Below are 26,587 nucleotides of genomic sequence, written 5' to 3' on the forward strand. Positions count from 1 at the left end.
GCGCCCTCATCGCCGTACGCACGGCTACCGCACGAACGGCTACCGCACGAACGGCTACCGCGCGTCCGCCTCCTGGGCCTTCAGCGCGCGGTCCACGCCCGCGCGGGCCTCGGAGACGAGGCGGCGCAGGGCCGCGTTCGGCTCGGCGGAGGACAGCCAGGCGTCCGTCTTGGCCAGGGTCTCCCGGGAGACCTGGATCGCCGGGTAGAGGCCGATCGCGATCTGCTGGGCGATCTCGTGCGAACGGGACTCCCAGATGCCCTTGACCACCTCGAAGTACTTGTCGGTGTACGGGGCGAGCAGCTCGCGCTGGTCGGTCTGGACAAACCCGCCGATGACGGCCTCCTGGACCGCGTTGGGCAGCTTGTCGGACTCCACGACCTGCGCCCAGGCCTCCGCCTTGGCCTCCGGCGTCGGACGGGCGGCCCGGGCGGTCGCCGCGTGCCGCTCACCGGCGGCGGTCTTGTCGCGCCCGTACTCGCCGGCGATCTCCGCCTCGTCGAACCGGCCCACGGCCGCGAGACGCTCCACGAACGCCCAGCGCAGTTCGGTGTCGACGGCCAGGCCCTCGATGGTCTGCGAACCGTCCAGCAGGGCCTCCAGCAGGTCGAGCTGCTCCGGCGTACGGGCGGTGGCGGCGAAGGCCCGGGCCCAGGCGAGCTGGTGGTCGCCGCCCGCGGCGGACGTCCGCAGATGGGCCAGCGTGGCGTCGGTCCAGCGGGTGAGGAGGGCCTCACGGGTGGCCGGGGCGCCGTACAGGTCGATGGCGAGCTTGACCTGACGGTGCAGCGACTGCACCACGCCGATGTCGGACTCCTTGCCGATGCCGGACAACACCAGGGACAGGTAGTCGCGGGTGGGCAGTTCGGCGTCCCGGGTCATGTCCCAGGCCGAGGCCCAGCACAGGGCGCGGGGCAGGGAGGACGCGAAGTCGCCGAGGTGCTCGGTGACGAAGGCGAGGGACTGCTCGTCGAGCCGGACCTTGGCGTACGACAGGTCGTCGTCGTTGAGCAGGACGACCGCCGGACGGCGCGTGCCGACCAGCTGCGGTACGGCGGTCAGCTCGCCGTCGACGTCCAGTTCGAGGCGCTCGCCGCGCACCAGCTTGCCGCTCGCGTCGTCGAGGTCGTACAGACCGACGGCGATGCGGTGCGGCCGCAGGGTGGGCTCCCCCTTGGCGCCCGCGGGGAGCGCCGGGGCCTCCTGGCGGATCGCGAACGAGGTGATGACACCGCTCGCGTCCGTCTCGATCTCCGGGCGCAGGATGTTGATGCCGGCCGTCTCCAGCCATGCCTTCGACCAGGCCTTCAGATCACGGCCGGAGGTCTCCTCCAGGGCGCCGAGCAGGTCGGACAGGCGCGTGTTGCCGAAGGCGTGCGCCTTGAAATACGCCTGGACGCCCTGGAAGAACTCGTCCATGCCGACGTAGGCGACGAGCTGCTTCAGCACGGACGCGCCCTTGGCGTACGTGATGCCGTCGAAGTTGACCAGGACGTCGTCCAGGTCGCGGATCTCGGCCATGATCGGGTGGGTGGACGGCAGCTGGTCCTGCCGGTAGGCCCACGTCTTCATGGAGTTGGCGAAGGTGGTCCAGGAGTGCGGCCACCGGGACTCGGGGTAGTACGCCTGGCAGGCGATGGAGGTGTACGTGGCGAACGACTCGTTCAGCCACAGGTCGTTCCACCACTCCATGGTGACCAGGTCGCCGAACCACATGTGGGCCAGCTCGTGCAGGATGGTCTCGGCGCGCACCTCGTACGCCGCGTCGGTCACCTTGGACCGGAAGACGTACTGGTCGCGGATGGTGACCGCGCCCGCGTTCTCCATCGCGCCCGCGTTGAACTCCGGTACGAACAACTGGTCGTACTTCTTGAACGGGTACGCGTAGTCGAACTTCTCCTGGAACCAGTCGAAGCCCTGCCGTGTCACCTCGAAGATCGCGTCCGAGTCGAGGAACTCGGCGAGGGAGGGCCGGCAGTAGATGCCGAGCGGCACGGACTGCCCGTCCTTCTCGTACACGCTGTGCACGGAGTGGTACGGCCCCACGATCAGCGCGGTGATGTAGCTGGAGATCCGGGGCGTCGGCTCGAAGGCCCAGACGTCGTCCTTGGGCTCGGGCGTCGGGGAGTTGGAGATGACGGTCCAGCCGGTCGGCGCCTTCACGGTGAACCGGAAGGTGGCCTTCAGGTCCGGCTGCTCGAAGGAGGCGAACACCCGGCGGGCGTCCGGCACCTCGAACTGCGTGTACAGGTACGCCTGCTCGTCGACCGGGTCGACGAACCGGTGCAGGCCCTCGCCGGTGTTGGTGTAGGCGCAGTCGGCGACGACCCGCAGGACGTTACGGCCTTCCAGCAGGCCCGGCAGCGCGATCCGGGAGTCCTTGAAGACCTCCGCCGCGTCCAGCGGATCGCCGTTCAGCGTGACCTCGTGGACGGCCGGGGCGACCAGGTCGATGAAGGACTCCGCACCGCCTTCGGCGACATCGAAGCGCACCGTGGTCACGGACCGGTAGGTGCCGCCCTCCTGCGCGCCGGAGAGATCGAGATCGATCTCGTACGAGTCAACGGTGAGCAGCTTCGCCCGCTGCTGCGCCTCTTCGCGAGTCAGGTTTGTGCCAGGCACGCGGTCATCTCCTCGTTATGGGTGGGTTGCGCCATCCTTCCACGGGTCGGGTGCCCGGGGCGACGACGTTAGGGGTGGTCCGACGGCGCGTTGGAGGGGCGACCGGCGCCTTTCCGGGGTGACGGTCCGTCCGCTCCCCGGGACGGGAGGAGAAGCGTGCCCGGGGCGCTGGATGGCGGAGGCATGTCCTCTGCCCCGGGGGCGTGCCCGGGCGGGCACCGGGCAGCGCCCCGGGCGGGGTGACGGACGGGTACCGGCCCTGGGGGTACGGCCTGTCAGCGGGGCAGCGGCCCCGGCCCGTGCGGGGCAGCGCGCGCCACGAGCCAGGCGGCCGCTGCCCCTCGGGAGTCGCCGTTCGGGCGGCGTTCCTACGCGCCCCGGCGGTCGTTCCGGCGGTCGGTGCCGCGTCCGGCGGCTGCGGCGGAGCCGCCCGTGGTTCCAGTGCTGCGGTTTCCCGTCCGGCGGCCCGATCCGCGGGTGCCGCCGGCTGTGGTCCGGCGGTCGGAGCCGCGTCCGCCTGTTCCGGCCGTGCCTCCGCCGGAGCCGCGTCCGCCTGTTCCGGCCGTGCCTCCGCCGGAGCCGCGTCCGCCCTTGGCGGAGGTGGTGCCGTCGGCCGCACCGGCGGTGGTGCGGCGGCCGGTGCCACGACCGCCCGTTCCCGCGGTGCCACCACCCGAGGCCCCGCCGGAGCCGCGCCCGGCCTTGCCGGTCGGCGCGTCGGCCGTGGCCCGGCGGGCGGTGGTGCGTCCGTTCGCCTCGGTGGCGCCCGTCTGCCCGGCCGATGCCGATCGGCGGGCGGAACCGCGCGTGGCGGCCGGGGCGGCGGTGTCCGCCGTAGCCGTGCCGGACGGGCCCCGGCGTCCCCTCGTCCGGGTGGTCGAGGCGCCGGTTCCGGTCCGTCGGCGGGACGGGCGGGACGCGGGCGGTTCGGCCGGCTGGGGGAGTTCGATCGTGACCGCGACGCCGGACGGCTCGCGGGCGCCCGTGAGGGTGGCCAGTTCCGTGTCGCCCGACGTGACGCGGGCCGTCCGGGGGCGGATGCCCGCGTCCGACAGGAGCCGGGTGACGTCCCGCTTCTGGTCCGGCAGGACCAGGGTGACCACGCTGCCGGAGCCGCCGGCACGGGCCGTACGGCCGCCCCGGTGGAGGTAGTCCTTGTGGTCGGTCGGCGGATCGACGTTCACGACGAGGTCGAGGTCGTCGATGTGTATGCCCCGGGCCGCGACGTTCGTCGCCACCAGCGCGGTGACCTGACCGTTCTTGAACTGCTCCAGCGTGCGGTTGCGCTGCGGCTGGGAGCGGCCCCCGTGCAGGGCCGCCGCCCGTACGCCCACGGCCAGCAGCCGCTTGGCGAGCCGGTCGGCGGACCGCTTGGTGTCGAGGAAGAGGATGACCCGGCCGTCACGGGCCGCGATGCGCGTGGTGACGGCCTTCTTGTCGGTCTCGTCCTGGAGATGGAGGACGTGATGCTCCATCGTGGTCACCGCCCCCGCGGACGGATCCACGGAGTGCACCACGGGATCGGTCAGGAACTGCTGCACGAGGCGGTCGATGTTGGCGTCCAGGGTGGCCGAGAACAGCAACCGCTGGCCGTCGGGCCGCACCAGCCGGATCAGCTTGGTGATCTGCGGCAGGAAGCCCATGTCGGTCATCTGGTCGGCTTCGTCCAGCACCGTGATCCGCACCTGGTCGAGGACGCAGTCCCCGCGCTCCACGAGATCGTTGAGCCGGCCGGGGCTCGCCACGACCACCTCGGTGCCGCGCCGGAGCGCGTCGGCCTGCTTGGTGATCGACAGCCCGCCGACCACGGTGGCCAGCCGTAGGTTCACCGCCGTCGCGTAGGGCGTCAGCGCGTCCGTCACCTGGAGGGCGAGTTCCCGGGTGGGCACCAGCACGAGGGCGAGCGGAGCCCTCGGAGCCGCCCGCAGCCCGGCCGTGCGGGCCAGCAGCGCCAGCCCGAACGCGAGGGTCTTGCCGGAGCCGGTGCGTCCCCGCCCCAGCAGGTCACGGCCGGCGAGCGAGTTGGGCAGGGTGGCGGCCTGGATGGGGAAAGGCGCGGTCACGCCCTGCGCGGTGAGGGTTTTCAGCAGTCCCGAGGGCATGTCCAGGGCCGCGAAGTCCTCGACGGCGGGAAGGGCCGGCGTCGTGCTCTCCGGCAGCCGGAATTCCCTCGGTGACGCTGTGGACGGTGGGGGTGACGAGGGACGCCGGTTCGTTTTCCGGGGTCTGCGGGACATGCGGGGGTCTGCCTTCCTGGAAACAGCACAAACCGGGGTCCGCACCATGATGGTGCGGACCCCGGTGAGCGGAATACGCGTCCGGCGATCAGGCGGGGACGATGTTCTCCGCCTGCGGGCCCTTCTGGCCCTGCGTGACGTCGAAGGAGACCCGCTGGCCCTCCTGCAGCTCACGGAAGCCCTGGCTCGCGATGTTCGAGTAGTGGGCGAAGACGTCGGGGCCGCCGCCGTCCTGGGCGATGAAGCCGAAGCCCTTTTCAGAGTTGAACCACTTCACGGTTCCCTGTGCCATCGTTTTCTCCTTCAGTAGGCATTCTGTAAGCAGAGGCCCCATCCGGAGATCCCGGAAAAGAAATAATGCGCCTGAAGGAAACATTCCCAGCAGGCGCACATAGGTTCATGGGTACCACAACTGCAACACCACGACCGTAGCACAGCTCGGCGGCTCGACGTCCGGATTCCGCCGGTGACACGGCCGACACGGCGCGAGGGTGGGACGTATGACGGAAACCACGAGCAACACGGGCACCACAGTGCCCACCTACCTCCCACGGCCCATCGCGCCGGACGTCGTCGAGGAGCTGCGCACCGTCGACGACGCCGGCCGGCCGGCCGCCGCCTTCGCCGACCGGGAGGGCGGTGCGCCGCTGCGGTGCTGTCTGCGCCGCAGCGAGCGGGGGGAGACGATCGCGCTGGTGTCGTACGCGCCGTTGCGCCGCTGGGCGGCCCGCAGCGGGGCCGAGCCCGGGGCCTACGACGAGCAGGGCCCCGTCTTCGTGCACGGCCGGGGCTGCCCCGGGCCGGCCGGTGGCGGGCTGCCGTTCACGGAGGCGCACCGCACCGTGCGCCGGTACTCCGCCGAGGGGCACATCCTCGGCGGGGAGCTGGTCACCGACGGTGACTTCGCCCGCGCCTTCCGGAACGCGTTCGACGACCCCGCCGTGGCGCTCGTCCACGTCAGGGCCGTCGAGTACGGGTGCTTTCTCTACGAGGTCCGGAGGGGCTAGCCCTTCAGCTCCGCCGCCACCAGCTCCGCGATCTGCACGGCGTTCAGCGCGGCGCCCTTGCGGAGGTTGTCGTTGGAGACGAAGAAGGCCAGGCCGTGGTCCACGGTCTCGTCGTTGCGGATGCGGCCGACGTACGACGGGTCCTTGCCGGCCGCCTGGAGGGGCGTCGGGATGTCGGTGAGGACGACACCCTCGGCCGAGGAGAGCAGCTCGGTGGCGCGCTCCACGGACAGCGGACGCGCGAAGCGGGCGTTGACCTGGAGGGAGTGGCCGGAGAAGACCGGGACGCGGACGCAGGTGCCGGCGACCTTGAGCTCCGGGATCTCCAGGATCTTGCGGGACTCGTTGCGCAGCTTCTGCTCCTCGTCGGTCTCGCCGAGACCGTCGTCGACGATCGAGCCGGCGAGGGGGACGACGTTGAAGGCGATCGGGCGCCGGTAGACCTGCGGGGCGGGGTAGTCGACCGCCTCGCCGTCGTGCGTGAGCCGGTCCGCGTCGGCGACGACCTTCTGCGCCTGGCCGTGCAGCTCCGCGACGCCCGCGACGCCCGAGCCGGACACCGCCTGGTAGGTGGCGACGACCAGCGCCTCCAGACCGGCCTCCTGGTGCAGCGGCTTCAGGACCGGCATCGCGGCCATCGTGGTGCAGTTCGGGTTGGCGATGATGCCCTTGGGGCGGTTCGCGATCGCGTGCGGGTTCACCTCGGAGACGACCAGGGGGACCTCGGGGTCCTTGCGCCACGCGGACGAGTTGTCGATCACGACCGCGCCCTGCGCTGCGACCTTCTCCGCCAGCGCCTTCGAGGTCGCGCCGCCGGCCGAGAACAGGACGATGTCCAGGCCGCTGTAGTCGGCCGTCGCGGCGTCCTCCACCGTGACGCCGTCCAGCTCGGTGCCCGCCGAGCGGGCCGAGGCGAACAGACGCAGCTCCGTGACCGGGAAGTTCCGCTCCTTGAGGATCCTGCGCATGACCGTGCCGACCTGACCGGTGGCTCCGACGATTCCGACCCTCACGGCGACTCCCTCTGTCTCGTTACGTACGCATTGCCTGGCCGTGGCTTTTCCATCATGCGGCCGACCCCGGCCCGCCTGTCCAATTCTTTGCCGCGCATGCCCGAGGGATGGGACGCCCCGCCACCCCCGACGCCTGCGGAACTTCCCCCCACACCCCGCTGAGCTGGAGAAATTCCCCCCACCCCGCGCCCGCACCGCAAGCTGTGCTGCCCCGCCCCACGGTGTGACGTACACCTCTGCCGGACACGCCGAAAGATCTTCAGGATCCGCCGAACGTTTTCCCACCACCGGGCGTCGTAGGGGAAACGCGGCCAGGACCCGTCCGGACGGGTCCTGGGGGAGGGGTGTCCGTGCTGCGCAGAATGATCCGCCGCGGCCAGGGGGACGGTGCTGTGCCGGGTGACCCGCTGGACGTGGCGCAGGAACGCCGGGTGCGGGCGGTGCTCGCGCTGGGCGGGGTGCCACAGGCGGACCTGCTGGACGGGGTACAGCAGGTACGTCTGCGGTTGCTGGAGCGGGCCGCCAAGGGGCAGGAGGCTCCGCGGGACGTCTCCGCCTGGGCGGCGGTCGTCGCCTCCAACCTCGCCATGGACTGGCACCGCGCCCGGCGCCGCCAGGAACGCCTCGGCGAGCGGCTGGCCTCCCTGCGCCAGCACGAGCACCCCTCGGGCGAGGACACCAGCGTGCTCTCCCTCGCCGTCGCCCAGGGCCTGGACGATCTGCCCGACGCCCAGCGCCAGGTCGTCGTCCTGCGTTTCTTCGCCGATCTGCCGGTCGCCTCGATCGCCCGGGAGCTCGACGTCCCGGAGGGCACGGTCAAGAGCCGCCTGCACACGGCGGTCCGGGCCCTGCGCGCCCGCCTGCACGAGGACGAGGTGGTGTGACATGCCCGGACAGCGGCACGAGAAGCCCGACGGGTACGACGGCACGGACGCCCTGATGGCCGCGATCACCGGCGCTCCCCTCCCCGAGGAGGCCCGCGCCGACCCCGCCCTGCTGGCCGCGCACCGCTCGGCGACGGCGGACGTGGCGGTGCTGAGGGAGCAGCTCGGTCTCATCGCGGCGGCGCTCACGGAGCCCGTCGGGGAGCCCGCGCCGCGGACGGTCGTACGGCCGCTGCGGCGGCCCCGGGCCCGGTTGCGTCCCTTCGCCCTGCGTGCCGTCGGTGCCGCGGCCGCCGGTGCGCTGGTGTTCGGGGCCGGGTGGGTGGTGGTGCAGATCGGGCACGGGGTGGCCGGCGTCCAGTCGAGCTCCGACAGCGGGGCGAAGGCCGCGTCGGGTGCCGAGAACGCCGGCGGTCCCCTGGGCGATCCGGGTTACCTCGCCTGCGTCCGGCTGGTCGTCGAGGGCGATGTGACGGCCGTACAGGCGGTGGCCGGCACGGACGAGGCGCGGATCACCCTGCGGGTGACCCGCTCCTACAAGCCGGAGAAGGCGCCGCGGGAGGTCCGGTTCGTGCTGGCGCGGGACATGGATCCGCTGGTGGCGCGGGGCGACCATGTGCTGGTCGCGCTGCCGAAGGGCTCGTCCTCCCCGGACGTCTGGGCGGTCGGCGAGCGGGACATCGCCCCCGAGCGCACGGCCCTCGCCCGCACCCTGCCGCTGTCGGCGGGAACGGCCTGCGAATGACGAAGGGGCGGGTGTCCCCCCGGACACCCGCCCCTCGGTCATCTCGTACGGGTGTTACGGGGTGACCTTCTCGATCGCCACGTTGCCCGAGCCCGTGACGGTGCCGCGGGCGTTCACCAGCTGGACCTGGCCGAAGAAGGCCCGGCCCTCCGGGGCGGCGGCCGCGGCGGTGACCTTCGCGGAGACCTGCGCCGAGGCGCCCGTGGCCAGCTTCACCGGCGTGGAGTCGTCGACGGAGATGGTGCCGAGCGAGGAGGCGTAGAAGACGTCGAAGTAGTCGTACGCCGTCGTCCCGGCCGGGACCGAGTAGCCCGAGACCACGATGGTGTAGGTGCCGGCGGCGGGCGAGGCGAGGGAGACCGCCTCCTCCGAGTCGCCGTCGGCGGAGATCCCGACCTGCTTGCCGCTCGCGTCCAGGACCACCAGGTCGAGGTCGGCGGAGGCGTCGGAGACCTTGCCGATCCTGACGTCGAGGGACTTGGCGCCCGCGGGGACGTCGACCGTGGTGGTCTGGTCCTCGCCCTGCGCGATGGTCGGGCGGGTCGTCTTCGAGGAGCCGAGCGGGCCGCCCACCAGCTTGCCGTCGATCGCGGCGAAGCCGTTCGTCACCTTCCAGGAGGCGGTGGCCGGCTCGCCGACCTTCGCCTCGGGCACGGTCACGGTCGCCGGGTCGAACGCGGCGCCGAAGACGGTGACGTCGAGCTTGTACGGGTTGTCGAGCAGCGGCGAGGTGCGGCGCGACTCGACCTCGATCTCCCAGACGCCCGGCTGCGGGTCGGCGTAGGAGCGGACGTCCGGCTTGCAGCCGTTGCCGTCGAGGTAGTTGTTGTAGCAGTAGGGCGTGCCGTTGTCCTCGACCGAGACACCGTAGGGGTGGATGGAGAGGAACCGGGTCTGGCTCTTGCCCTTCAGCCCGCCGATCGCGACCTCGAGCGTCCTGGCGCCCTCGGGCACGGTCAGGAAGTAGTGCTGCGAGCTGTTGCGCTGCACCGTGCGGGCGGCGTGGAAGGTGTAGTGCACCGGGGTGGAGACCACGACCGTGTTGAGGATCTGCTTGTCGACGCCCTCGGTCCGCGGGTCGTCGACCTCGAGGATCGCGCTCTTGATCCCGGCGGACTTCGGAGCGGCCTGGATCTTCACGGTGACCGGCTTGTTCAGCCCCAGCTTCACCGTGTCCGAGCCGAGGATCCGGAAGGTGCCGGCCGCGTTGTTCGCCAGGCGCAGCTTGTGGCGGACCGCCTTGTCGGCGCCCGTCGTACGGGTGACGGTGACCTCGTACGTCTTCTTCTTACCGGCCTTCAGGCCGCCCTCGCGGTCGTAGACGCCGGTGCCGAAGCCCGGTGTCTTCAGCGCCTGGTCGAGCGCGGTGTCGACCGGGGCCTTGACCGTGTACTCGTGGGCGGTGGCGCCCTTCTTGATGGCCTTCCAGGCGTCCACGATGTCGATGAGGCCCGCGCCCTCCTCGTAGGCCTGCACACCCTTGATGTGGTCGGCCGTCGAGGTCAGCGCGGTGCGCAGGTCCGCCGGGCTGAGGGCGATGCCCTTCCGCTTGGCGGCGGAGATCAGCAGCGCCGAGGCGCCCGCGGCCTGGGGGGAGGCCATCGAGGTGCCCTGGAGCATGGAGTAGCCGGCGGGCAGGGTGTAGCCCGACTCGGCGACCGGGCCGCCGGGCAGCCAGGTCTGGGTGGTGTTGATGGCGGCGCCGGGCGCGACGAGCGTCGGCGTGAAGCCGCCGTCCTCACGCGGGCCGCGCGAGGAGAACGGCAGCAGCGCGTACTTCTTGGTCACCTGCGAGCCGTAGTTGGCGGCCCAGGTCTCCTTGGAGACGGACGCGCCGACCGAGATCACCTTGTCGGCCAGACCGGGGTCGCCGATGGTGTTGGCGCCCGGGCCCTCGTTGCCCGCGGAGATCACGAGCTGGACGCCGTAGGTGTCGATGAGGCGGGTGTACAGCTCGGCGCGCGCGTTGTTGCCGTCGTTCAGCGTCGGGAGACCGCCGATGGACATGTTGACGATGTCGACGCCGCGGTTGACGACCAGGTCGATCATGCCCTCGGTGAGCGCGACGTTGGTGCAGCCGCCGGTCCAGGTGCAGGCCCGGGAGGAGACGATCTTCGCGCCGGGGGCGGCGCCGTTCATCTTCCCGCCGAAGAGGCTGTTCGCGGCGGTGATGCCGGCGACGTGGGTGCCGTGCTCGGACTCGATGATGCCGATGTTGACGTAGTCGGCCTTGTCTCCGGCCGCGTTGTAGACGACGTCCTTGCGGGTCTCCACGACGAACGGGATGCGCTCGGCGACCTCGGTCGCCGGGTCGTCCGTCCCGAAGTAGCCGACCTGGTAACCGTCCTTGTACGGCTTCATCGGCGCGTCGTCGGTGAAGTCGAGGTTGTCGTTGGCGTCGACGCGGACGGTGCCCGTGGCGGCGTCGTACAGCACACCGAAGGCGTCCGTGGTGTCGCCGTCGCGGTTGACGTCGCCCTTCTCGTCGCCGCCGGCGGTGATGGACTCGTAGAAGTAGTTGAACTTGTACGAGCCGGCCGGGGCCTTGAACGTCTCGGGCACGCCCGTGGAGGCCGGGGTCGCGGAGAACTGCGGGCCGCTGACCGAGGTGAGCATCCGGCGCCAGGTGGCGTCGTTGTCGGAGACCGGGTCGGTCGCCGTCACCCAGTCGACGATCTTGCGCTCGCCGGTGGTGGTCTTCTGGAGCGCGGGGTGCGCCAGGTCCACACCGGAGTCGAGGATGCCGATGGTGACACCGCGGCCGTCCGCCTTCGGGTTCTTCTTCACGAAGTCGACGGCGCCCGTCTCGAAGGACGGGTTGTACGGGTTCTTGGCAGGGGTCTTCCGGTCCGGCGCGGCGTACGTCCTCGTCTTCGAGGCGGACTTGGCGCCCTTGGCGGTGTCCGCGCTCGGCGTCGGGTCGTCCAGCGGGATGTCCTGGCGCAGGTCGATGGCGTGCACGGAGGACAGCTTCGCGGCGGCGGCGATCGCGGCGTCCGCCTTCGCGGTGGGGACGGTGGCGCGGACGTAGCCGACCTTGTCGAAGGTCCGGCCGACGATCCCGCCGTTCACCGCGTCCAGCTGCTCGGCGACCTGCTCGGTCCTGCCCGGCGCGGTCGCGACCATCATCGTGACGGTCTTGTCGCCCTCGGCCTTGGCCTCGGCGAGCAGTCCGGCGTCGTCGGAGCCGAGCTTGTCGTGGGCGGACTTCACGCCCGGGTCGGCGGCGGCCGGGGCGTGGCCCGCGTCGGCGGCGAACGCCAGGGGTATCGGTCCGGCCGCGGACAGCGCGGCCACCAGGCCGACGGCCGCGGCGATACGGGCCGCGCGTCTGGTGCCGGATATCGGTTCGCGCTGGGGGGTGAAAGTCATCGGCATCCCTTGTTGGTAAAGGAACGGTCGACCGGGCTGGTCATACCTGATCGAGAACGTCCGGGACATGGTCCGGGACGAGCCGAAGCTTTACGCAACAGACGGTTGTTTGGGGAGTGTTGACCGAAACGATATGGATCTATGGGGAAAACCCTCTACGCGCACCCTGTGCGGCGGATATTCGCTCCCTGTGCGGGATCTTCGCCGCTAACGTGCCCGTATGCGCAAGAAGTTGAGGGTGGCGGCCTACGCCGTGGTCGTCCGTGACGGCCAGGTCCTGCTCGCCCGCTCACCGGCCGACGGCGGCGGCCACGAGTGGGTACTGCCGGGCGGCGGCATGGACCACGGCGAGGACCCGCTGGACACCGTCGTGCGCGAACTCGACGAGGAGACCGGCTACCGCGTCGAGGTGACGGGCCTGCTCGGCCTGGACTCCTCCCGGCATGTCTTCGGCAGCTGGGCGGGTCTCCAGGGCCCCGTCGACCACCACGGGCTGCGGATCGTCTACGAGGGCCGGATCGTCGGCGGCGACCTGCGCAACGAGGTCGACGGCTCCACCGACATGGCCGCCTGGCACGACCTGGACGCGGTGCCCGGCCTCACCCGGGTCCGGCTGGTCGACATCGCGCTGCGACTGTGGCGCGAACGGCCCGTGGACGGGCGGGCGTTCGTCCCGGCGGACGAGTAGCGCCACGCGCCTCCCGCACGCACCCCCGGTTACCCCGTGAGATGAACACGGAGTGACCGCTTCCCGGCTGTTTCCCGGCGGTGCGAGGAGCAGCCGAGGGCGCTCCCGGGCGCCCATGATCCACGTACGGCGATCGGCGCCTCACGTTGCGGAGGCGTTCACGCGCAGGCCATACCCGGTGTCGAGCATCCGATACGAGCGGGACGTTCGCGGCTGCGACCGCCCCGCGTCCACTGCCGACGCGTTCGCACTCGGGGAGATCGCGCCATGTCGCGCACACGCTCTGTCACGTCCTCCGCGCTGGGGGTCGACCGTCGTACCGTCCTCGCCGCCTCCGCGGCCGTCTCCGTCTCCGTGGGCGTCGGTTACGCCCTGCGGCCCACCGAAAGCCAGGCCGCCTCGGTGCCCCCGCAGGCACCGGCCCCGGCCGGGGAGACCGCGGCGGCCTCCGCCTCGGCCAGTCCCGTCGCCGCCCCCCTCGCCCCCTACACCAAGGGCACCACCCTCGCCTCCGTCGCCGCCCCGCGCTCCGGCTCCGGATACCGCCGCCTCGGCAGCGCCGCCGGCTGGAAGCGCGTCGTGCGCACCGACCTCGCCGCCGCCAGGGCCGGCCGCGCGGGCCGCCGTACGAGCCTCGCCGCCTTCGTCCAGCTCACCGATCTGCACCTGATCGACAGCCAGCACCCGCTGCGCCTGGAGTACCTGCGCGCCGCGAGCGAGATCGCCTGGCGGCCGCACGAGGCGCTCACCGTGCAGGGCGCGGTCTCGCTGATCGAACGGGTCAACTCGCTGCGGGCCGCTCCCGTCACCGGCGCCCCGCTGGACTTCGTCGTCACCACCGGCGACAACACCGACAACAACGCCCACACCGAGCTGGACTGGTACCTCACCGTGATGAGCGGCGGCCGGATCACCCCCAACTCCGGTGACCCGCGCCACTACGAAGGCGTCCAGAACAGCGGCATCCCCCTGTACTGGCAGCCCGACGCCACCTCCCGCGACGCCTACAAGCAGCGCGGCTTCCCCCGCCTCGACGGCTTCCTCGCCGCCGCGATCCGCGAGGTCAACAGCCCCGGCCTGACCCTGCCCTGGTACTCCACCGTCGGCAACCACGACGCGATGCCGCTCGGCTGCTACGCGCACGGCGACTCCTGGCTCGCCGAGTACGCGGTCGGCGGCCGCAAGCTGATGGAACTGACCGCCGCCGAGGCGACCCGGCTCCAGCAGAGCATCAGCCAGGACAAGGACCCCCGGGGCACGGTCATCCGCGACCTGCTGAAGTCCAGGACCCGCGCCATGCGCACCGTCACCCCCGACGAGCGCCGCGCCCCCTACACCCCCGCCGAGCACGTCCGGGCCCACCTGGACCCGGCGTACGAGGGGGCGGGCCCGGTCGGCCACGGCTACACGGCCGGAAACCTCGCCGCGGGCACCCAGTACTACACCTTCCCGGTCGCCGAGAACGTCATCGGCATCAGCCTCGACACCACCGACCCCGGCGGCCACTACAACGGCTCGATCGGCACCGCCCAGCTGAAGTGGCTGGACGCGACCCTGCGCGCCCACCAGGACACGTACGCGATCGTGTTCAGCCACCACACCGGCCAGAGCATGTCCAACACCCGCCCCGACCCGGCCCACCCCCGCGAGCGCCGGCACACCGGCGCCGAACTGACCGCGCTCCTCGGCCGCCACCGCAATGTCGTCGCCTGGGTGAACGGCCACATCCACCGCAACGACATCACCCCCCACCAGGGCGCCGCGGGGACCTTCTGGGAGGTCTCCACGGCCTCCCACGTGGAGTTCCCCCAGCTCGCGCGGGTCATCGAGCTGGTCGACAACAAGGACGGCACCCTCTCGATCCACACCACGCTGATCGAGTCCGCCGCCCCCCACCGCACCGACTTCACCGACCTCTCCCAGACGGGCCTCGCCGCCCTCTACCGCGAGCTGTCGGCGAACGCCCGCTTCGACGGGGCACGGCTCAGCGGCGAGGCGAAGGACCGGAACACGGAACTGGTGCTGAAGAAGAGGTGACGAAAGGGGTCCGGATCCGGCGGTGATCTACCGGAAGAATTCCGCCGGAACCGGCCCGGCGGGAGTGATCCATCCGGGCCGTCATCGATCGGACGAGGACATGTGACGTCACGTTCACGCGTACGAAACGTCTGTACCGCCTCATATCGGCTAGCCCGCGCGTCGCGGGGGTGGCTGGATATCGGTGCAAGGTGGTGATCGTGTGCGTACGGGACGCGGACTTCGGGTGCTGTCGGTCTATGAGGGGTTCTTCTCCGGAGGGGCCCGGATCGTGCACAGCGACGTGGTGCTGGGACTGCGGGAAGGCGGCCAGCACCACCGGGTGCTGAGCATCCACGGCGAGGTGCACCGCGAGGCCACCCGCCAGCGGATGGAGGACGACGCCTGCTACCGGGCGCTCACCGGCGCCGACGTGGGCGTCACCTCGCTCGGCCGCACGTTCGGGATCGGGGGGACGGATCCGGCCGCCTTCAGCGGGCCGGAACTCGCCGACACCGCCCGGGCGACGGCCGACGCCGACGTGATCCTCTCCCTCAAGGAGCAGCCGCTCGCCCTGCTGCGCCAGGCGGGCCTGCCGCGCCGCCCGGTCGTGGTCTGTCTGCACCGCTCCGACCCCGAGAACCAGGGCCGCGCCCTGCACGACCTGAAGGCCGGGATCGCCGACGGCACGGTGGCGGCGGCCGTCTGCTGCGCCGAGTCGACCCGGGCGGCGTACGAGGCGGCGGGCGTGCCGGCCGCGCTGCTCCAGGTGATCCCCAACGGGGTCGACCTGATCCGCTTCCGCCCGGACCCGGCCCGCCGGCTGGCCCTGCGCACCGCCCTGGACGTCCCCGCCGAGGCCCCGGTGGTCGTCTTCGCCGCCCGCTACGACGGCATGAAGAACGTCCCCCTGTTCCTGGCGGCGGCGAGCGCCTGGCTGGACGCGGTCCCCGAGGGGCGCGTCCTGATGTGCGGGGCGGGCATGTCGGCGGCGAACCCGGGCCTCGCGGCCGACATCGCGGAGGCGTTCGACGGGCGCGACCGGAGCCGGGGCCGGCTGCGTCTGCTCGGCGTACGGCACGACATGGAGACCGTGTACGCCGCCGCCGACGTGGTGTCCCTCACCTCCTCCTGGGGTGAGGCGGCCCCGCTGTGCTTGATCGAGGGCATGATGTGCGGCGCGGTGCCGGTCTCGACGGACGTCGGTGACAGCGCGGCGATCGTCGCGGGCCACGGCCTGGTGACCCCGCCGGACCCGGCGGCGATCGCGGCGGCCTGGTCGGAGGCGGTGGCGAACCGGGAGGCCTATGCCCCCGCCCTCGCCGCGAGCCGCGAACGCTTCAGCCGCACCCGCATGATCGCCTCGTACGCGGCCCTCGTCGACCGCGTGTACGCGGGCGACGCGCTGACGGTCGGCTCCCCGGAGGAGGGCTGAACGGCGCGAGGAGGGGCCGCCGGTCACCGGCGGCCCCTCCTCTCCCCTCCTGATTCCACCCCGGTCCCTCACTAACGGGGCAGCACCACGACATACGCCGCCGGATCGCGGTCCCCCGAGGCCATCAGCGCCGTACGGACCACCGTCGCCTGCTGCTCCATCGCGTCCCGCAGCTTCTTCGGCGTGATGTACACGACCGTGATGCCCAGCCGCTCCAGGTGCTCACGCTTGCGGGCGTACTCGGACCACAGCGCGTCCTCGTCCTGCCGGTGGCCCTGCCGAGGTGCGCGTGTGTCCAGTTCCACCGCCACCGCCTGCTCCGGCCAGTAGGCGTCGAGCCCGCCGAGGTGCGGGCCGCCCGGGAGGCGCAGGTCCACGTTCCAGACCGGGTCGGGGAGGCCGTACTCGACGACCATCCGGTAGAGGCGGTCCTCGGCGATCGCCCGGCCCTCGGCCAGCAGGGAGTCCACCGCGTCCACCACATGCGGCCGGCCCAGCAGCTTGGCGTGGTTCAGCTCCCTTACGACGGCGGCCGGTTCGCAGTGGCCGCCGCGCACCGCCTCCGACAGCAGCCGCCGTACCGCGCCCGCGTCCGTCAGTCCCGCCACCGCGTCGGCCAGCGCCCGGGGGACGGGCGCCACCGGAACGCCCGTCGCCTGCTCGGGAGCCGGCAGGCTCCCCGTGCGGACGACGTGGGCGCAGCCCGTCGAGCGCAGCCGGCGCATCCGCGGGACGAGGACGTCGATCCGCTCCAGGGAGGACAGCGCGGGGGCGGAGCCGAAGCCGTGCAGGGTGAGGGCCGCGAGGCCGGTGATCATCGCGTCCTGGTACGCCGGCCGGTGCGGGCCGTCGGCGTCCGGCTGGGCCGGCACCCCGGCCGGCTCCGGCAGCTCGCGGGCCGCGTACAGCAGGACCGCGTGCAGCCGCTCCTCGCTGGTCGGCGGCCCCTGGTGCAGCATGAACACGCCGGGGAGGAGCTGCTGCCAGGGGCCGCCGGGCCGGCACTGCTCGGTGGCCTCGGCAGCGGAGACACCGTGCGAGCGGAGCTGGGCGGCGGTCAGCACCCGGCGTCGGCCGTCGTGGGAGAGGTGGCGCAGCGGGCGGGGGGAGGCCGGGGGGAGCGGCGTGTTGTGGTTCATGCAACGGGGATTCCGCGCCCGGTCCCCCCTGTAACCGCTGTTACACGCCCGTCGACAAACCCGGACAAGCTCGTCCTAAAGGACGGGTGTTCGGGTGCCGAGTAGGCGTCGAAAACCCCTGGTCCCGTCGGGCGAGTCCAGGGGTTACGGGTCCGATTGCCTGAATTCCGTAACGGTCACCGCCGACGGAATCCATGGCCAGAGCTAGTGGTGTTCTTCGGCCCTGGCGTCACAGGCCTGGCCGCGCAGGCCACGGGCCAGGTCGTCCCAGGCCTCCAGGACCAGCCGGCGCAGCGCCGGGGGCGCCGCGTCGTGGGCGGCGAGCCACACGTCCGTCTCCACCAGGGTCTGCGGGGAGTCCTGGAGATAGGGGTACAGGCCCTTGACGACGGTCATCGCGATCTGGATGGACCGCTGCGACCACACCCGCTCGATCGCCGCGAAGTACTTCTGCGCGTACGGCGCGAGCAGCTCCCGCTGGGACGGCTGGGCGAAGCCCGCGATGGTCGCCTCCACCAGGGCGTTGGAGAGCTCCTCGGACTCCACCACCTGCGCCCACGCCTGCGCCTTGACCGCCGCCGAGGGGCGCGCGGCCAGGCAGCGGACCTGGTGGCGCCGGCCGGACGCGGTGTCGTCCCGGGCGAGCTCCGCCTCCAGGGCCTTCTCGTCGGCGTACCCGTGCGCGACCAGCGGCTCCAGGAACGTCCACCGCAGCTCCTGGTCGACGTCCAGCCCCTCGATCACCGAGGTGCCGTCCAGCAGACCCCGGAGCAGCTCGAAGTCGCCCTGGTCCTCGGCGGTCTGCGCGAAGAACCGCGCCCACGCGAGCTGGTGCTCGCTGCCCGGCTCGGCGGCGTACAGCTCACGCTCGGCGCCCTCGGCGAGCAGCCGCGCCCCGGTCGCCCGCAGCGGCGGCGCCACATAGTGCACCAGCGCCGAGTCCGCCCAGGCGTGCAGCATCTGGAGCACCCCGATGTCCGACTCGCGCCCCGCGAACCGCAGCACCAGGGCGATGAAGTCCCGCGCCGGCAGCAGCGCGTCCCGGGTGAGGTTCCACAGCGCCGACCAGCACAGGGCGCGGGCCAGCGGGTCGGTGATGTCGCCGAGGTGCGTGTGCAGCGTCTCCAGCGAGGTCTGGTCGAAGCGGATCTTGCAGTACGTCAGGTCGTCGTCGTTGACCAGCACCAGCTCCGGGGCGGCCTCGCCGGCCAGCTCCGTGACGATCGTGCGCGGGCCGTCGACGTCCGCCTCGACCCGCGCGTAGCGCACCAGCGCGCCCTCCTCCCGGCGGTACAGGCCGATCGCCACCCGGTGCGGCCGCAGCTCGGGGTGCGACTCCGGGGCCTCCTGCACCACCGCGAGCTCGGCGATCCGGCCCCCGGCGTCCAGCAGCACCTGCGGGGTCAGCGAGTTCACCCCGGCCGTCTGGAGCCAGGACCGCGCCCACGCACCCATGTCCCGGCCGCTGGTCTCCGCCAGCACCGCCAGCAGGTCGCCGAGGCGGGTGTTGCCGTACGCGTGCCGCTTGAAGTAGCGGCGGGCGCCCTCCAGGAACGCGTCCCGCCCGACGTACGCCACCAGTTGCTTGAGGACGGACGCGCCCTTGGCGTAGGTGATGCCGTCGAAGTTGAGCTTGGCGTCCTGGAGGTCGTGGATGTCGGCGGTGACCGGGTGGGTGGAGGGCAGCTGGTCGGCGCGGTACGCCCAGGCCTTGCGGCGGTTGGCGAAGGTGATCCAGCCCTGGGTGAAGCGGGTGGCCTCGACCATCGAGAAGGAGCCCATGAAGTCCGCGAAGGACTCCTTCAGCCACAGGTCGTCCCACCACTCCATGGTGACCAGGTCGCCGAACCACATGTGCGCCATCTCGTGCAGGATGACGTTCGCCCGGTTCTCGTACGACAGCCGGGTCACCTTGCCCCGGAAGATGTACTCCTCCCGGAAGGTCACCAGCCCCGGGTTCTCCATCGCCCCCAGGTTGTACTCGGGCACGAACGCCTGGTCGTACTTGCCGAAGGGGTACGGGTAGTCGAAGTGCTCGTGGAAGAAGTCCAGGCCCTGCTTGGTGATCAGGAAGACGTCCTCGGCCTCGAAGTAGGGCGCGAGACCCTTGCGGCACATCGCGCCGAGGGGGATCTCCAGGGTCGTGCCGTCCCCGAGGTCACGGGTGTAGGAGTCCGTCACGTAGTGGTACGGGCCCGCCACCACACAGGTGATGTACGTCGAGATCGGCTTCGTCTCCGCGAACCGCCACACCCCGTCGGCGCGCTCGCCCGCGCCGTTGCTCCACACCGTCCACTCCTCGGGCGCCCGCACCTCGAAGCGGAACGGGGCCTTGAGGTCGGGCTGCTCGAAGTTCGCGAACACCCGGCGGGAGTCGGCCGGCTCGTACTGCGTGTAGAGGTAGACCTCGCCGTCCTCGGGGTCGACGAAGCGGTGCAGGCCCTCGCCGGTGCGGGAGTAGGCACACCGCGCGTCCACGACCAGCTCGTTGTCGGCGGCCAGGTCCTCCAGCAGGATCCGGGAGCCGTCGAACACCTCGCCCGGGTCCAGATCGCGGCCGTTGAGGGAGACGGACGTCACACTCGGCGCGATCAGATCGGCGAAGCTCGCGGCGCCCGGCTCGTTGCAGCGGAAGCGGATCGTGGTGACCGAGCGGAAGGTGCGCGGCTCGTCGGTCCCCTCGCCGACGGCCGAAGCGAGCGCCGAACGCACGTCGAGGGACACGTCGTACCCGTCGACGGACAGCAGGGCGGCCCGCTCCCGGGCCTCGTCGCGGGACAGGTTCTCACCGGGCACGGGCGGTACTCCCTCGTTGGTGGCCGGACGGTGTACGGACAGGAGTGATCCTGCCACGCGCCCCTGACCGCGGCAGCGGGGAATGCGTGCCGCAGGTGACGGTGTTGACGGGGGGAAGGCCCTTTCTCTCGAAGTTCCCTGGAAGATCTCCCGAGGAGACACATGTCCGAGAAGACCCCCGTCGACTTCTGGTTCGACCCGCTGTGCCCCTGGGCGTGGATGACCTCCCGCTGGGTCCTGGAAGTCGAGAAGGTCCGTGACATCGAGGTGCGCTGGCACATCATGAGCCTCGCCGTCCTCAACGAGAACAAGCTGGACGAGCTGCCCGAGGAGTACCGCGAGATGCTCGCGGTCAAGGCCTGGCAGCCGGTGCGCGTGGTCACCGCCGCCTGGCAGCTGCACGGCGCCGACGTCCTCGGCCCGCTCTACACCGCGCTCGGCACCCGGATACACAACGACGGCGAGGGCCCCACCGTCGAGGCCATCGCGGGCGCGCTGAAGGACGTGGGCCTGCCCGCCTCCCTCATCGAGTACGCCGAGCAGAGCGACTTCGAGTTCGACGCCCAGCTGCGCGCCTCCCACAAGGAGGGCATCGAGAAGGTCGGCCAGGACGTCGGCACCCCGGTGATCGCCGTCCCCGGCCCCGACGGCGAGCAGATCGCCTTCTTCGGCCCGGTCGTCACCCCCGCCCCGAAGGGCGAGGAGGCCGCCCGCCTCTGGGACGGCACCGTCGCGGTCGCCTCGGTCCCCGGTTTCTACGAGATCAAGCGCACCCGTACCAAGGGCCCTGACTTCAGCAATCTGTGACAACTCCTGCGCAGAAATCACCCCCGCGAGCAGCCCTCGCGGGGGCACCATGGGCTCCATGACGGAGATCGACACCTCGGTACCCCACTCGGCCCGCATCTGGAACTACTGGCTGGGCGGCAAGGACAACTACCCGGTGGACGAGGCGGCGGGTGATGCCTACACCGCGGTCTTCCCCGGCATCGTCACCATCGCCCGCAGCAGCCGCGCCTTCCTCGGCCGCTCCATCACCCACCTGGTCCAGGAAGCGGGGATCCGCCAGTTCCTCGACGTCGGCACCGGACTGCCCACGGTCGACAACACCCACGAGGTCGCCCAGCGACTGGCCCCCGAGTCGAAGATCGTCTACGTCGACAACGACCCCCTGGTCCTCGCCCACGCCCGCGCCCTGCTCACCTCCAGCGCCGAGGGCGCGACCTCCTACGAGGACCTCAGCCTCTACGAGCCCGACCGCATCCTGGAGGCGGCCGCGCGCACCCTCGACCTCTCCCGGCCGACGGCCCTGATCCTCAGCGGCATCCTCGGCCACGTCGACGGCTACGACCGCGCCCGCGACCTCGTCCGCGCCTTCCTGGACGGGCTCCCCTCCGGCAGCTACCTCTCCCTCAACGAGGGCTCACGCGGCACCGACCCCGTCTACGAACAGGCCCAGGACGCCTACAACGAGACCGGCGCGGTCCCCTACTTCCTGCGCCCGATCGACCAGATCGAGGGCTATTTCGAGGGCCTCGACCTGGTCGACCCGGGAGTCGTCTCCGTCCCCCTGTGGCACCCCGTCCCCGGCGCCGACACCACCCCGATCGGCCAGCACGGGGGACTGGGCCGCAAGCCCTGACCCGGCCCCCCGCCCGCGGCAGGTGCCCACGGTCCGGACGTGTCCGGTACGGACCGTGGCTACGCCGCTACGGCCGTGTAGTGCGCGGCGCTGCCCTCGATCGAGTGGCTCTCCTTGCCCTCGACGCCCACCGGCACGTCTCCCGCGGCCGTCACCCGGTGCAGCCGGCGCGGCGCGCCGTCGTAGTTGTCGATCGCGTAGTGCTGGGTGATCCGGTTGTCGAAGATGACGAGCTGGTTCTCGGACCAGCGGTGGCGCAGGACGTTCTCGGGCCGGGTCACGTACGACTGGAGCAGATCGAGGATCCTGCGGGACTCGCCGACCGACAGGCCGACGATCCGCTGGGCGAACCCGCCGATGAACAGCCCGCGTTCACCCGTCAGCGGGTGGACGCGGACCACCGGGTGGACCGTGCGGTACTTGATGGAGGTGAACTGGGCGCGGGCGGCGGCCTGTGCCTCGTCGAGGGCCTCGTCGGGCACCGCGTAGTCGTAGTCGTTGGTGTGCTCGGCCCACAGGGTGTCGGCCAGCAGCCGCAGCGGCTCGGGCAGATCGCGGTAGGCGGCCGCGGAGCTGGCGATCAGCGTCTCGCCGCCGTACGGCGGGACGGTCAGGCTGCGCAGGGTGGTGGCCTGGGGCGGGTTGAGGACGAAGGTCACGTCGGTGTGCCAGTGGTTGGCGGCCCGGCCGCGCTCGCTGTCGACGGGCAGGACGTTCGGGGCTCCGTCGACCGAGGCCACGGTCGGGTGGGCGGTGGTGACCTCGCCGAAGTGCCGGACGAAGGCCTGGTGGGTCTCGTCGTCGAGGTTCACCTCGTCGAAGACCAGCGCCTTGTGGACGTTGAGCGCCTCACGGAGCGCGGCGTAGGTCTCCTCGTCGAGGGGCTTGGAGATGTCGACGCCGGAGACGTGGGCGCCGATGTTGGCGGTGACCTTGCGGATGTCGAGCGTCATGGTGGTGTCCTCTCAGACCAGGGCGGGTGTCTTGACGTACTGGTTGGCGGGGCGCGGCAGGCCGTAGCGCTCGCGCAGGGTCTGGCGGGGGCCGTACTCCGTGCGGAGCAGGCCGCGGGCGCGCAGGATCGGGACGACGTGGTCGACGAAGGCGGCCAGGCCGGAGGGCAGCACGGCGGGCATGATGTTGAAGCCGTCGGCGGCACCCTGTGTGAACCAGGTCTCTATCTTGTCGGCGACCTGCTCCGGCGTGCCCGCGAAGGTGAGGTGCCCGCGCCCGCCGCCGAGCCGCCCGATCAGCCCGCGTACGGTCAGCCGCTCACGGCGGGCCAGCTCCACGACGAGCGTGTAGCGGCTCTTGGCGCCCTCGACGGCGTCCTCGGAGGGCAGCTCGGCCGGCAGCTCGGCGTCCAACTCCAGTGAGCCGAGCGGCAGTTGCAGCAGCCGCTCCAGATTGGCCACTCCGTGCCGGTGCACGATGTGGTCCTCCAGCACCTGCTCGTTCGCCCGGGCCTCCGCCTCCGTGGAGCCGAGCACCGGCACGATGCCCGGCAGCACCTTGATGTGCTCGGGATCGCGGCCGGCCGCGACCGTCCGCGCCTTCAGGTCGGCGTAGAAGGCCTGCGCGTCGGTGAGCGTCTGCTGCGCGGTGAACACCGCCTCCGCGTACCGGGCCGCGAACGCCTTGCCGTCCTCCGAGGACCCGGCCTGCACCAGCAGCGGGTAACCCTGCGGGCTGCGCGGGACGTTGAGGGCGCCCTCGACACGGAAGTACGTCCCCCGGTGCCGGGGTGGATGGATCTTGGCGTCGTCACCCCACACCCCGGACGCCTTGTCGGCGAGGATCGTGTCGTCCTCCCAGCTGTCCCAGAGCTTCAGCGCCACGTCCAGGAACTCGGCGGCCCGCGCGTACCGCTCGGCGTGCGCGGGCTCCGCGTCCAGGCCGAAGTTGCGGGCGGCCTCCGCGCCCGCCGTGGTGACGATGTTCCAGCCCGCCCGGCCGCCGCTGATGATGTCCAGCGAGGCGAATGTGCGGGCCAGGTTGTAGGGGGGGGTGTAGGACGTGGAGGCGGTCGCGATCAGCCCGATGTGCCGGGTCGCCGTCGCCAGCGCGGTGAGCAGCGTCAGCGGCTCCAGCGCCCCGGCCGGGCGCTGCGCGACATTGCCCCACAGCTGCGGCCCGTCGGCCAGGAAGAGGGAGTCGAAGGTGCCGCGTTCGGCGGTCCGCGCGAGCTCGACGTAGTGGTCCAGCTCCACATGGGCGTGCGGATCGCTCTCCGGGAGCCGCCAGGACGCCTCGTGGTGCCCGGTGTTCATCAGGAACGCGTTGAGGTGCAGCTTTCTCGAACTCACTGGTGGTCCTCCGTGACGCCCAGCGCGGCCAGCAGCCGCTCGCGGTACTCGCCCAGCCGCGGATCGCGGTACGAGCGCGGATGGGGCCGGTCGATGGTCAGGTCGAGGCCGATCCGGCCGTGGTCGAGGACGAGGACCCGGTCGGCGAGCACGATCGCCTCGTCCACGTCGTGGGTGACGAGCAGCACGGAGGGCCGGTGGCGCTCCCACAGCTCGCGCAGCAGGGTGTGCATCCTGATCCGGGTGAGCGCGTCCAGCGCCCCGAACGGCTCGTCGGCCAGCAGGAGTTCGGGTTCCCGGACGAGGGACCGGGCGAGCGCGGCCCGCTGTGCCTCGCCACCGGACAGCTCGTTGGGCCAGGCCCGCTCCCGGCCGGCCAGCCCGACCTCGGCGAGCGCCTCGCGCCCCTGCCGCTCGGCCTGCTTGCCGTCGAGTCCGAGGAGTACGTTGTCCAGCACCCGGCGCCAGGGCAGCAGCCGGGAGTCCTGGAAGACGACCGACACCCGCTCGGGCGCCGTCAGTTCCCCGCTCCCGGCGACCTCGTGGTCCAGGCCCGCGACCGCCCGGAGCAGGGTGGACTTGCCGGAGCCGCTGTGCCCGAGCAGGGCGACGAACTGTCCGGCGGGGATGTCCAGGTCGACGCCGTCGAGGACGGTTCGTCCGTCGAAGGACCGGGTCAGCCCCCGCAACCGTACGGCGGGACGGGTCAGTTGCTCAGTGTGCGGCGCCACGACAGCACCCTCCGTTCGATGAGACGGACCGCGCTGTCGGAGACCAGGCCGAAGACGCCGTAGATCAGCAGGCCGACGAGGATGACGTCCGACTGGCCGTAGTTCTGGGCCTGGAACATCATGTAGCCGAGGCCGCTGGTGGCGTTGATCTGCTCCAGGACCACCAGGCCGAGCCAGGATCCGGTGACGCCGAGCCGGAGTCCCACGAAGAATCCGGGCAGTGCGCCGGGGATCACGATCTGCCGCACGAACTGGAGCCTCGACAGGCCCTGCACCTCGGCGAGTTCGACGAACCGGTGGTCGATGCCGGACAGCGCGGCATGCGTGTTCAGATAGATCGGGATGTAGACGACGATCGCGATGATCGCGATCTTGAAGGTCTCGCCGATGCCCAGCCACAGGATGAACAGCGGGATCAGCCCGAGGACCGGGATCGCCCGGTTGAGCTGCACGGTCCCGTCGATCAGCGCTTCCCCGGTCCGGCTGAGCCCGGACGCGAGCGCCAGCACCACCCCGGCGGTCAGCCCGATCGCGAAGCCGTACGCGGCGCGTTCGAGGGAGGTGAGGACATCGGTGGGCAGGGTTCCGTCGGTCCACAGCCGGGCGCCGGTCCCGAGCACGGTCCAGGGCGCCGGGATCGCCCCGGGGTCGAGCCGGCCCGCGGCGGAGGCGGCGGCCCACAGGACGAGCAGGAGGAGGGGCCCGGCGAGCCGGGCGGCGGGCAGGCGTTTGCCGGGGGCGAGGCCGCGTCGGCGCCGACGGGGCGTCGGCGCGGCCACGGCGACGGGGGCGGCCGTGCCCAGCGTGGTGGTGGTCATGGCGGTCAGCTCCGGTACTCGGCGGGTACGGACTTCGCGGCGATGCCCTCGAAGCGGTGGTCGAAGAGGGAGGAGACGTCGAACTTCTTCACGAAGCCGCCCTCCGCGAGCAGATCGGCGGTCTCCTGCTCCCAGGCGATCGCCTCGTCCCAACTGGGCGGGAACAACGGCTTGTTGGCGAGGTCGGAGATCGCCTTGGCCTGGGCGGCGGTCAGGTTCTGCGTCTTGACGTAGAACTCCTCGTTCCAGATGTCGGGGTTCTCGTACTGCCACACCTGGCCCTTGGCCCACTGCGGGATGTACGCGGCGATCGCGGCCGCCTTCGCCTTGTCGTTCAGCACCGGCACCGGCGCCCACAGCAGGTTCAGCAGGTCGACGACGTCGGTGGTGATCGAGTGGGCGCCCTTGGAGCCGTACTGCTGGAGGTAGGCGGGCGCCTGGCTGTTGGCGAGCGGGGCGATGTCGACCTGGCCGGACTGGAGGGCGGTCAGGAACTGGTTGCTGGTCAGCGGGACCAGGGTGACCTCGTCGTACGTCAGGCCGGCCTTCTTCAGCGCCCGCAGCAGGACGACTCCCTGTGCCTGGCCCTGCGAGAACGCCAGCTTCTTCCCCCTGAAGTCCTCGACGGTGCGAATGTCGCTGCCGGGCTTGGTGGCGAAGAGGTAATTCGGCTTCCGGGTGATGTTGATCGCGACGATCTTCGCGTCATAGCCCTGGTAATGCGCCTGGATCGGCGGGATGCCCGCGTTGTTCGCGAGGTCCAGGGATTTCGCCCGGAAGGCGTTGATGACATCGGGACCGGCCCCGATGTTCACCCAGCTCGACACCGTGAACGGCAGGTCGGGCAGTTTCGCCAGCTTGAACTGGAGCTGCTGCACGTTCAGGTACGAGGCGATCTTCAGGCTGGTGCCGGCGGGCACCTTGGTCGCGAGCGGGGCCGTGGCGGCGCCCTTGCCGGTGGCGGCGGCACTGCTCTCGGCGCAGCCGCTGAGCCCGGCGACACCGGCGGCGGCGCCGAGCAGCGAGGTGAGGAACAGGCGGCGGTCCATGGTCGAAGGCATGGGAGAACCCCTCAGGGGAAAGCGGTGAAAAAAGGCATGCGGAATTCCACGGGCGGAAAAGGGAACTCACGCGAG

At 71.6% G+C, this 26,587-nt stretch carries 20 protein-coding genes; 8 read left to right on the forward strand and 12 right to left on the reverse strand.

Translation table 11 applies throughout. From position 1 onward, the window contains the following. Positions 1-54: 54 nt before the first annotated feature. The 3 genes from pepN (AQJ64_RS20465) to AQJ64_RS20475 form a co-directional block, all read right to left on the reverse strand. On the reverse strand, positions 55-2,622 hold the full coding sequence (gene pepN, locus AQJ64_RS20465) for an aminopeptidase N (protein ID WP_055635266.1): 2,568 nt from the start codon (positions 2,620-2,622) through the stop codon (positions 55-57). Between the two features lie 368 nt (positions 2,623-2,990). Beyond that, positions 2,991-4,859, reverse strand: coding sequence for a DEAD/DEAH box helicase (locus AQJ64_RS20470; protein WP_079061797.1), 1,869 nt, complete (start codon positions 4,857-4,859; stop codon positions 2,991-2,993). 88 nt (positions 4,860-4,947) lie between these two features. Further along, on the reverse strand, positions 4,948-5,151 hold the full coding sequence (locus AQJ64_RS20475) for a cold-shock protein (protein ID WP_055635265.1): 204 nt from the start codon (positions 5,149-5,151) through the stop codon (positions 4,948-4,950). Positions 5,152-5,359: 208 nt separating this feature from the next. Between AQJ64_RS20475 and AQJ64_RS20480 the strand changes: the two genes are divergently transcribed. Next, entirely contained in the window at positions 5,360-5,866 is a 507-nt protein-coding gene (locus AQJ64_RS20480) for a DUF1203 domain-containing protein (protein WP_206189752.1), read from the forward strand. On the opposite strand, the gene AQJ64_RS20485 is transcribed toward AQJ64_RS20480, so the two are convergent. Continuing rightward, on the reverse strand, positions 5,863-6,879 hold the full coding sequence (locus AQJ64_RS20485) for an aspartate-semialdehyde dehydrogenase (protein ID WP_055635264.1): 1,017 nt from the start codon (positions 6,877-6,879) through the stop codon (positions 5,863-5,865). The two genes, AQJ64_RS20480 and AQJ64_RS20485, sit on opposite strands and share 4 nt — an antisense overlap. A gap of 344 nt (positions 6,880-7,223) precedes the next feature. Between AQJ64_RS20485 and AQJ64_RS20490 the strand changes: the two genes are divergently transcribed. Both AQJ64_RS20490 and AQJ64_RS20495 read left to right on the forward strand, forming a co-directional pair. After that, positions 7,224-7,763, forward strand: a complete 540-nt coding sequence (locus AQJ64_RS20490) for an RNA polymerase sigma factor (RefSeq protein WP_206189661.1) — start codon at positions 7,224-7,226, stop codon at positions 7,761-7,763. 1 nt (position 7,764) lies between these two features. After that, positions 7,765-8,508, forward strand: a complete 744-nt coding sequence (locus AQJ64_RS20495) for a hypothetical protein (RefSeq protein ID WP_055633009.1) — start codon at positions 7,765-7,767, stop codon at positions 8,506-8,508. Positions 8,509-8,562: 54 nt separating this feature from the next. Here the strand turns inward: AQJ64_RS20495 and AQJ64_RS20500 are convergent, their stop codons facing one another. Then, positions 8,563-11,880, reverse strand: a complete 3,318-nt coding sequence (locus AQJ64_RS20500) for a S8 family serine peptidase (protein WP_055633010.1) — start codon at positions 11,878-11,880, stop codon at positions 8,563-8,565. A 220-nt stretch (positions 11,881-12,100) separates the two neighbouring features. Between AQJ64_RS20500 and AQJ64_RS20505 the strand changes: the two genes are divergently transcribed. The 3 genes from AQJ64_RS20505 (at position 12,101) to AQJ64_RS20515 (ending at position 16,019) form a co-directional block, all read left to right on the forward strand. Beyond that, positions 12,101-12,568: an NUDIX hydrolase gene (locus AQJ64_RS20505; RefSeq protein ID WP_206189660.1), complete on the forward strand. Its 468-nt coding sequence runs from the start codon at positions 12,101-12,103 to the stop codon at positions 12,566-12,568. A gap of 267 nt (positions 12,569-12,835) precedes the next feature. After that, a complete protein-coding gene (locus AQJ64_RS20510) occupies positions 12,836-14,605 on the forward strand; it encodes a TIGR03767 family metallophosphoesterase (RefSeq protein ID WP_055633011.1) in 1,770 nt (589 codons plus the stop codon). 226 nt (positions 14,606-14,831) lie between these two features. After that, on the forward strand, positions 14,832-16,019 hold the full coding sequence (locus AQJ64_RS20515; protein WP_055633012.1) for a glycosyltransferase: 1,188 nt from the start codon (positions 14,832-14,834) through the stop codon (positions 16,017-16,019). A 71-nt stretch (positions 16,020-16,090) separates the two neighbouring features. On the opposite strand, the gene AQJ64_RS20520 is transcribed toward AQJ64_RS20515, so the two are convergent. Together AQJ64_RS20520 and pepN (AQJ64_RS20525) are read right to left on the reverse strand one after the other, a co-directional pair. After that, the gene (locus AQJ64_RS20520; protein ID WP_055633013.1) at positions 16,091-17,158 is read right to left on the reverse strand and encodes a hypothetical protein; all 1,068 of its coding nucleotides are present in this window, start codon (positions 17,156-17,158) and stop codon (positions 16,091-16,093) included. Positions 17,159-17,362: 204 nt separating this feature from the next. Further along, positions 17,363-19,954, reverse strand: a complete 2,592-nt coding sequence (pepN, locus tag AQJ64_RS20525; RefSeq protein WP_055633014.1) for an aminopeptidase N — start codon at positions 19,952-19,954, stop codon at positions 17,363-17,365. A gap of 162 nt (positions 19,955-20,116) precedes the next feature. Here pepN (AQJ64_RS20525) and AQJ64_RS20530 point away from each other — a divergent pair, with 162 nt between their 5' ends. Together AQJ64_RS20530 and AQJ64_RS20535 are read left to right on the forward strand one after the other, a co-directional pair. Continuing rightward, positions 20,117-20,761, forward strand: coding sequence for a mycothiol-dependent nitroreductase Rv2466c family protein (locus AQJ64_RS20530; RefSeq protein ID WP_055633015.1), 645 nt, complete (start codon positions 20,117-20,119; stop codon positions 20,759-20,761). Positions 20,762-20,819: 58 nt separating this feature from the next. Next, the gene (locus AQJ64_RS20535) at positions 20,820-21,596 is read left to right on the forward strand and encodes an SAM-dependent methyltransferase (RefSeq protein ID WP_055633027.1); all 777 of its coding nucleotides are present in this window, start codon (positions 20,820-20,822) and stop codon (positions 21,594-21,596) included. A gap of 59 nt (positions 21,597-21,655) precedes the next feature. Here the strand turns inward: AQJ64_RS20535 and AQJ64_RS20540 are convergent, their stop codons facing one another. Genes AQJ64_RS20540 through AQJ64_RS20560 form a run of 5 tightly spaced genes read right to left on the reverse strand, consistent with a single transcriptional unit; the run spans position 21,656 to position 26,512 of the window. Further along, positions 21,656-22,549 (reverse strand): TauD/TfdA dioxygenase family protein, encoded by an 894-nt coding sequence (locus tag AQJ64_RS20540; RefSeq protein ID WP_055633016.1) that lies wholly within the window; start codon positions 22,547-22,549, stop codon positions 21,656-21,658. 12 nt (positions 22,550-22,561) lie between these two features. Continuing rightward, a complete protein-coding gene (locus AQJ64_RS20545; protein WP_055633017.1) occupies positions 22,562-23,902 on the reverse strand; it encodes an LLM class flavin-dependent oxidoreductase in 1,341 nt (446 codons plus the stop codon). Continuing rightward, a complete protein-coding gene (locus tag AQJ64_RS20550; protein ID WP_055633018.1) occupies positions 23,899-24,633 on the reverse strand; it encodes an ABC transporter ATP-binding protein in 735 nt (244 codons plus the stop codon). Before AQJ64_RS20550 ends, AQJ64_RS20545 begins: the two co-directional genes overlap by 4 nt. Next, positions 24,609-25,460, reverse strand: a complete 852-nt coding sequence (locus tag AQJ64_RS20555; RefSeq protein WP_099053912.1) for an ABC transporter permease — start codon at positions 25,458-25,460, stop codon at positions 24,609-24,611. Before AQJ64_RS20555 ends, AQJ64_RS20550 begins: the two co-directional genes overlap by 25 nt. Then, positions 25,457-26,512, reverse strand: coding sequence for an ABC transporter substrate-binding protein (locus tag AQJ64_RS20560; RefSeq protein WP_055633020.1), 1,056 nt, complete (start codon positions 26,510-26,512; stop codon positions 25,457-25,459). Before AQJ64_RS20560 ends, AQJ64_RS20555 begins: the two co-directional genes overlap by 4 nt. Between the last annotated feature and the right edge of the window lie 75 nt (positions 26,513-26,587).

It is taken from the genome of Streptomyces griseoruber, assembly GCF_001514205.1.
Taxonomy (GTDB): domain Bacteria; phylum Actinomycetota; class Actinomycetes; order Streptomycetales; family Streptomycetaceae; genus Streptomyces; species Streptomyces griseoruber.

What these genes read in the sequence shown, in the direction of transcription:
- AQJ64_RS20470 (WP_079061797.1), bottom strand. Translation starts at nt 4,859, where the DNA reads ATGTCCCGCAGACCCCGGAAAACGAACCGGCGTCCCTCGTCACCCCCA.
- AQJ64_RS20475 (WP_055635265.1), bottom strand. Translation starts at nt 5,151, where the DNA reads ATGGCACAGGGAACCGTGAAGTGGTTCAACTCTGAAAAGGGCTTCGGC.
- AQJ64_RS20480 (WP_206189752.1), top strand. Translation starts at nt 5,360, where the DNA reads ATGACGGAAACCACGAGCAACACGGGCACCACAGTGCCCACCTACCTC.
- AQJ64_RS20495 (WP_055633009.1), top strand. Translation starts at nt 7,765, where the DNA reads ATGCCCGGACAGCGGCACGAGAAGCCCGACGGGTACGACGGCACGGAC.
- AQJ64_RS20500 (WP_055633010.1), bottom strand. Translation starts at nt 11,880, where the DNA reads ATGACTTTCACCCCCCAGCGCGAACCGATATCCGGCACCAGACGCGCG.
- AQJ64_RS20505 (WP_206189660.1), top strand. Translation starts at nt 12,101, where the DNA reads ATGCGCAAGAAGTTGAGGGTGGCGGCCTACGCCGTGGTCGTCCGTGAC.
- AQJ64_RS20510 (WP_055633011.1), top strand. Translation starts at nt 12,836, where the DNA reads ATGTCGCGCACACGCTCTGTCACGTCCTCCGCGCTGGGGGTCGACCGT.
- AQJ64_RS20520 (WP_055633013.1), bottom strand. Translation starts at nt 17,158, where the DNA reads ATGAACCACAACACGCCGCTCCCCCCGGCCTCCCCCCGCCCGCTGCGC.
- AQJ64_RS20530 (WP_055633015.1), top strand. Translation starts at nt 20,117, where the DNA reads ATGTCCGAGAAGACCCCCGTCGACTTCTGGTTCGACCCGCTGTGCCCC.
- AQJ64_RS20535 (WP_055633027.1), top strand. Translation starts at nt 20,820, where the DNA reads ATGACGGAGATCGACACCTCGGTACCCCACTCGGCCCGCATCTGGAAC.
- AQJ64_RS20540 (WP_055633016.1), bottom strand. Translation starts at nt 22,549, where the DNA reads ATGACGCTCGACATCCGCAAGGTCACCGCCAACATCGGCGCCCACGTC.
- AQJ64_RS20560 (WP_055633020.1), bottom strand. Translation starts at nt 26,512, where the DNA reads ATGCCTTCGACCATGGACCGCCGCCTGTTCCTCACCTCGCTGCTCGGC.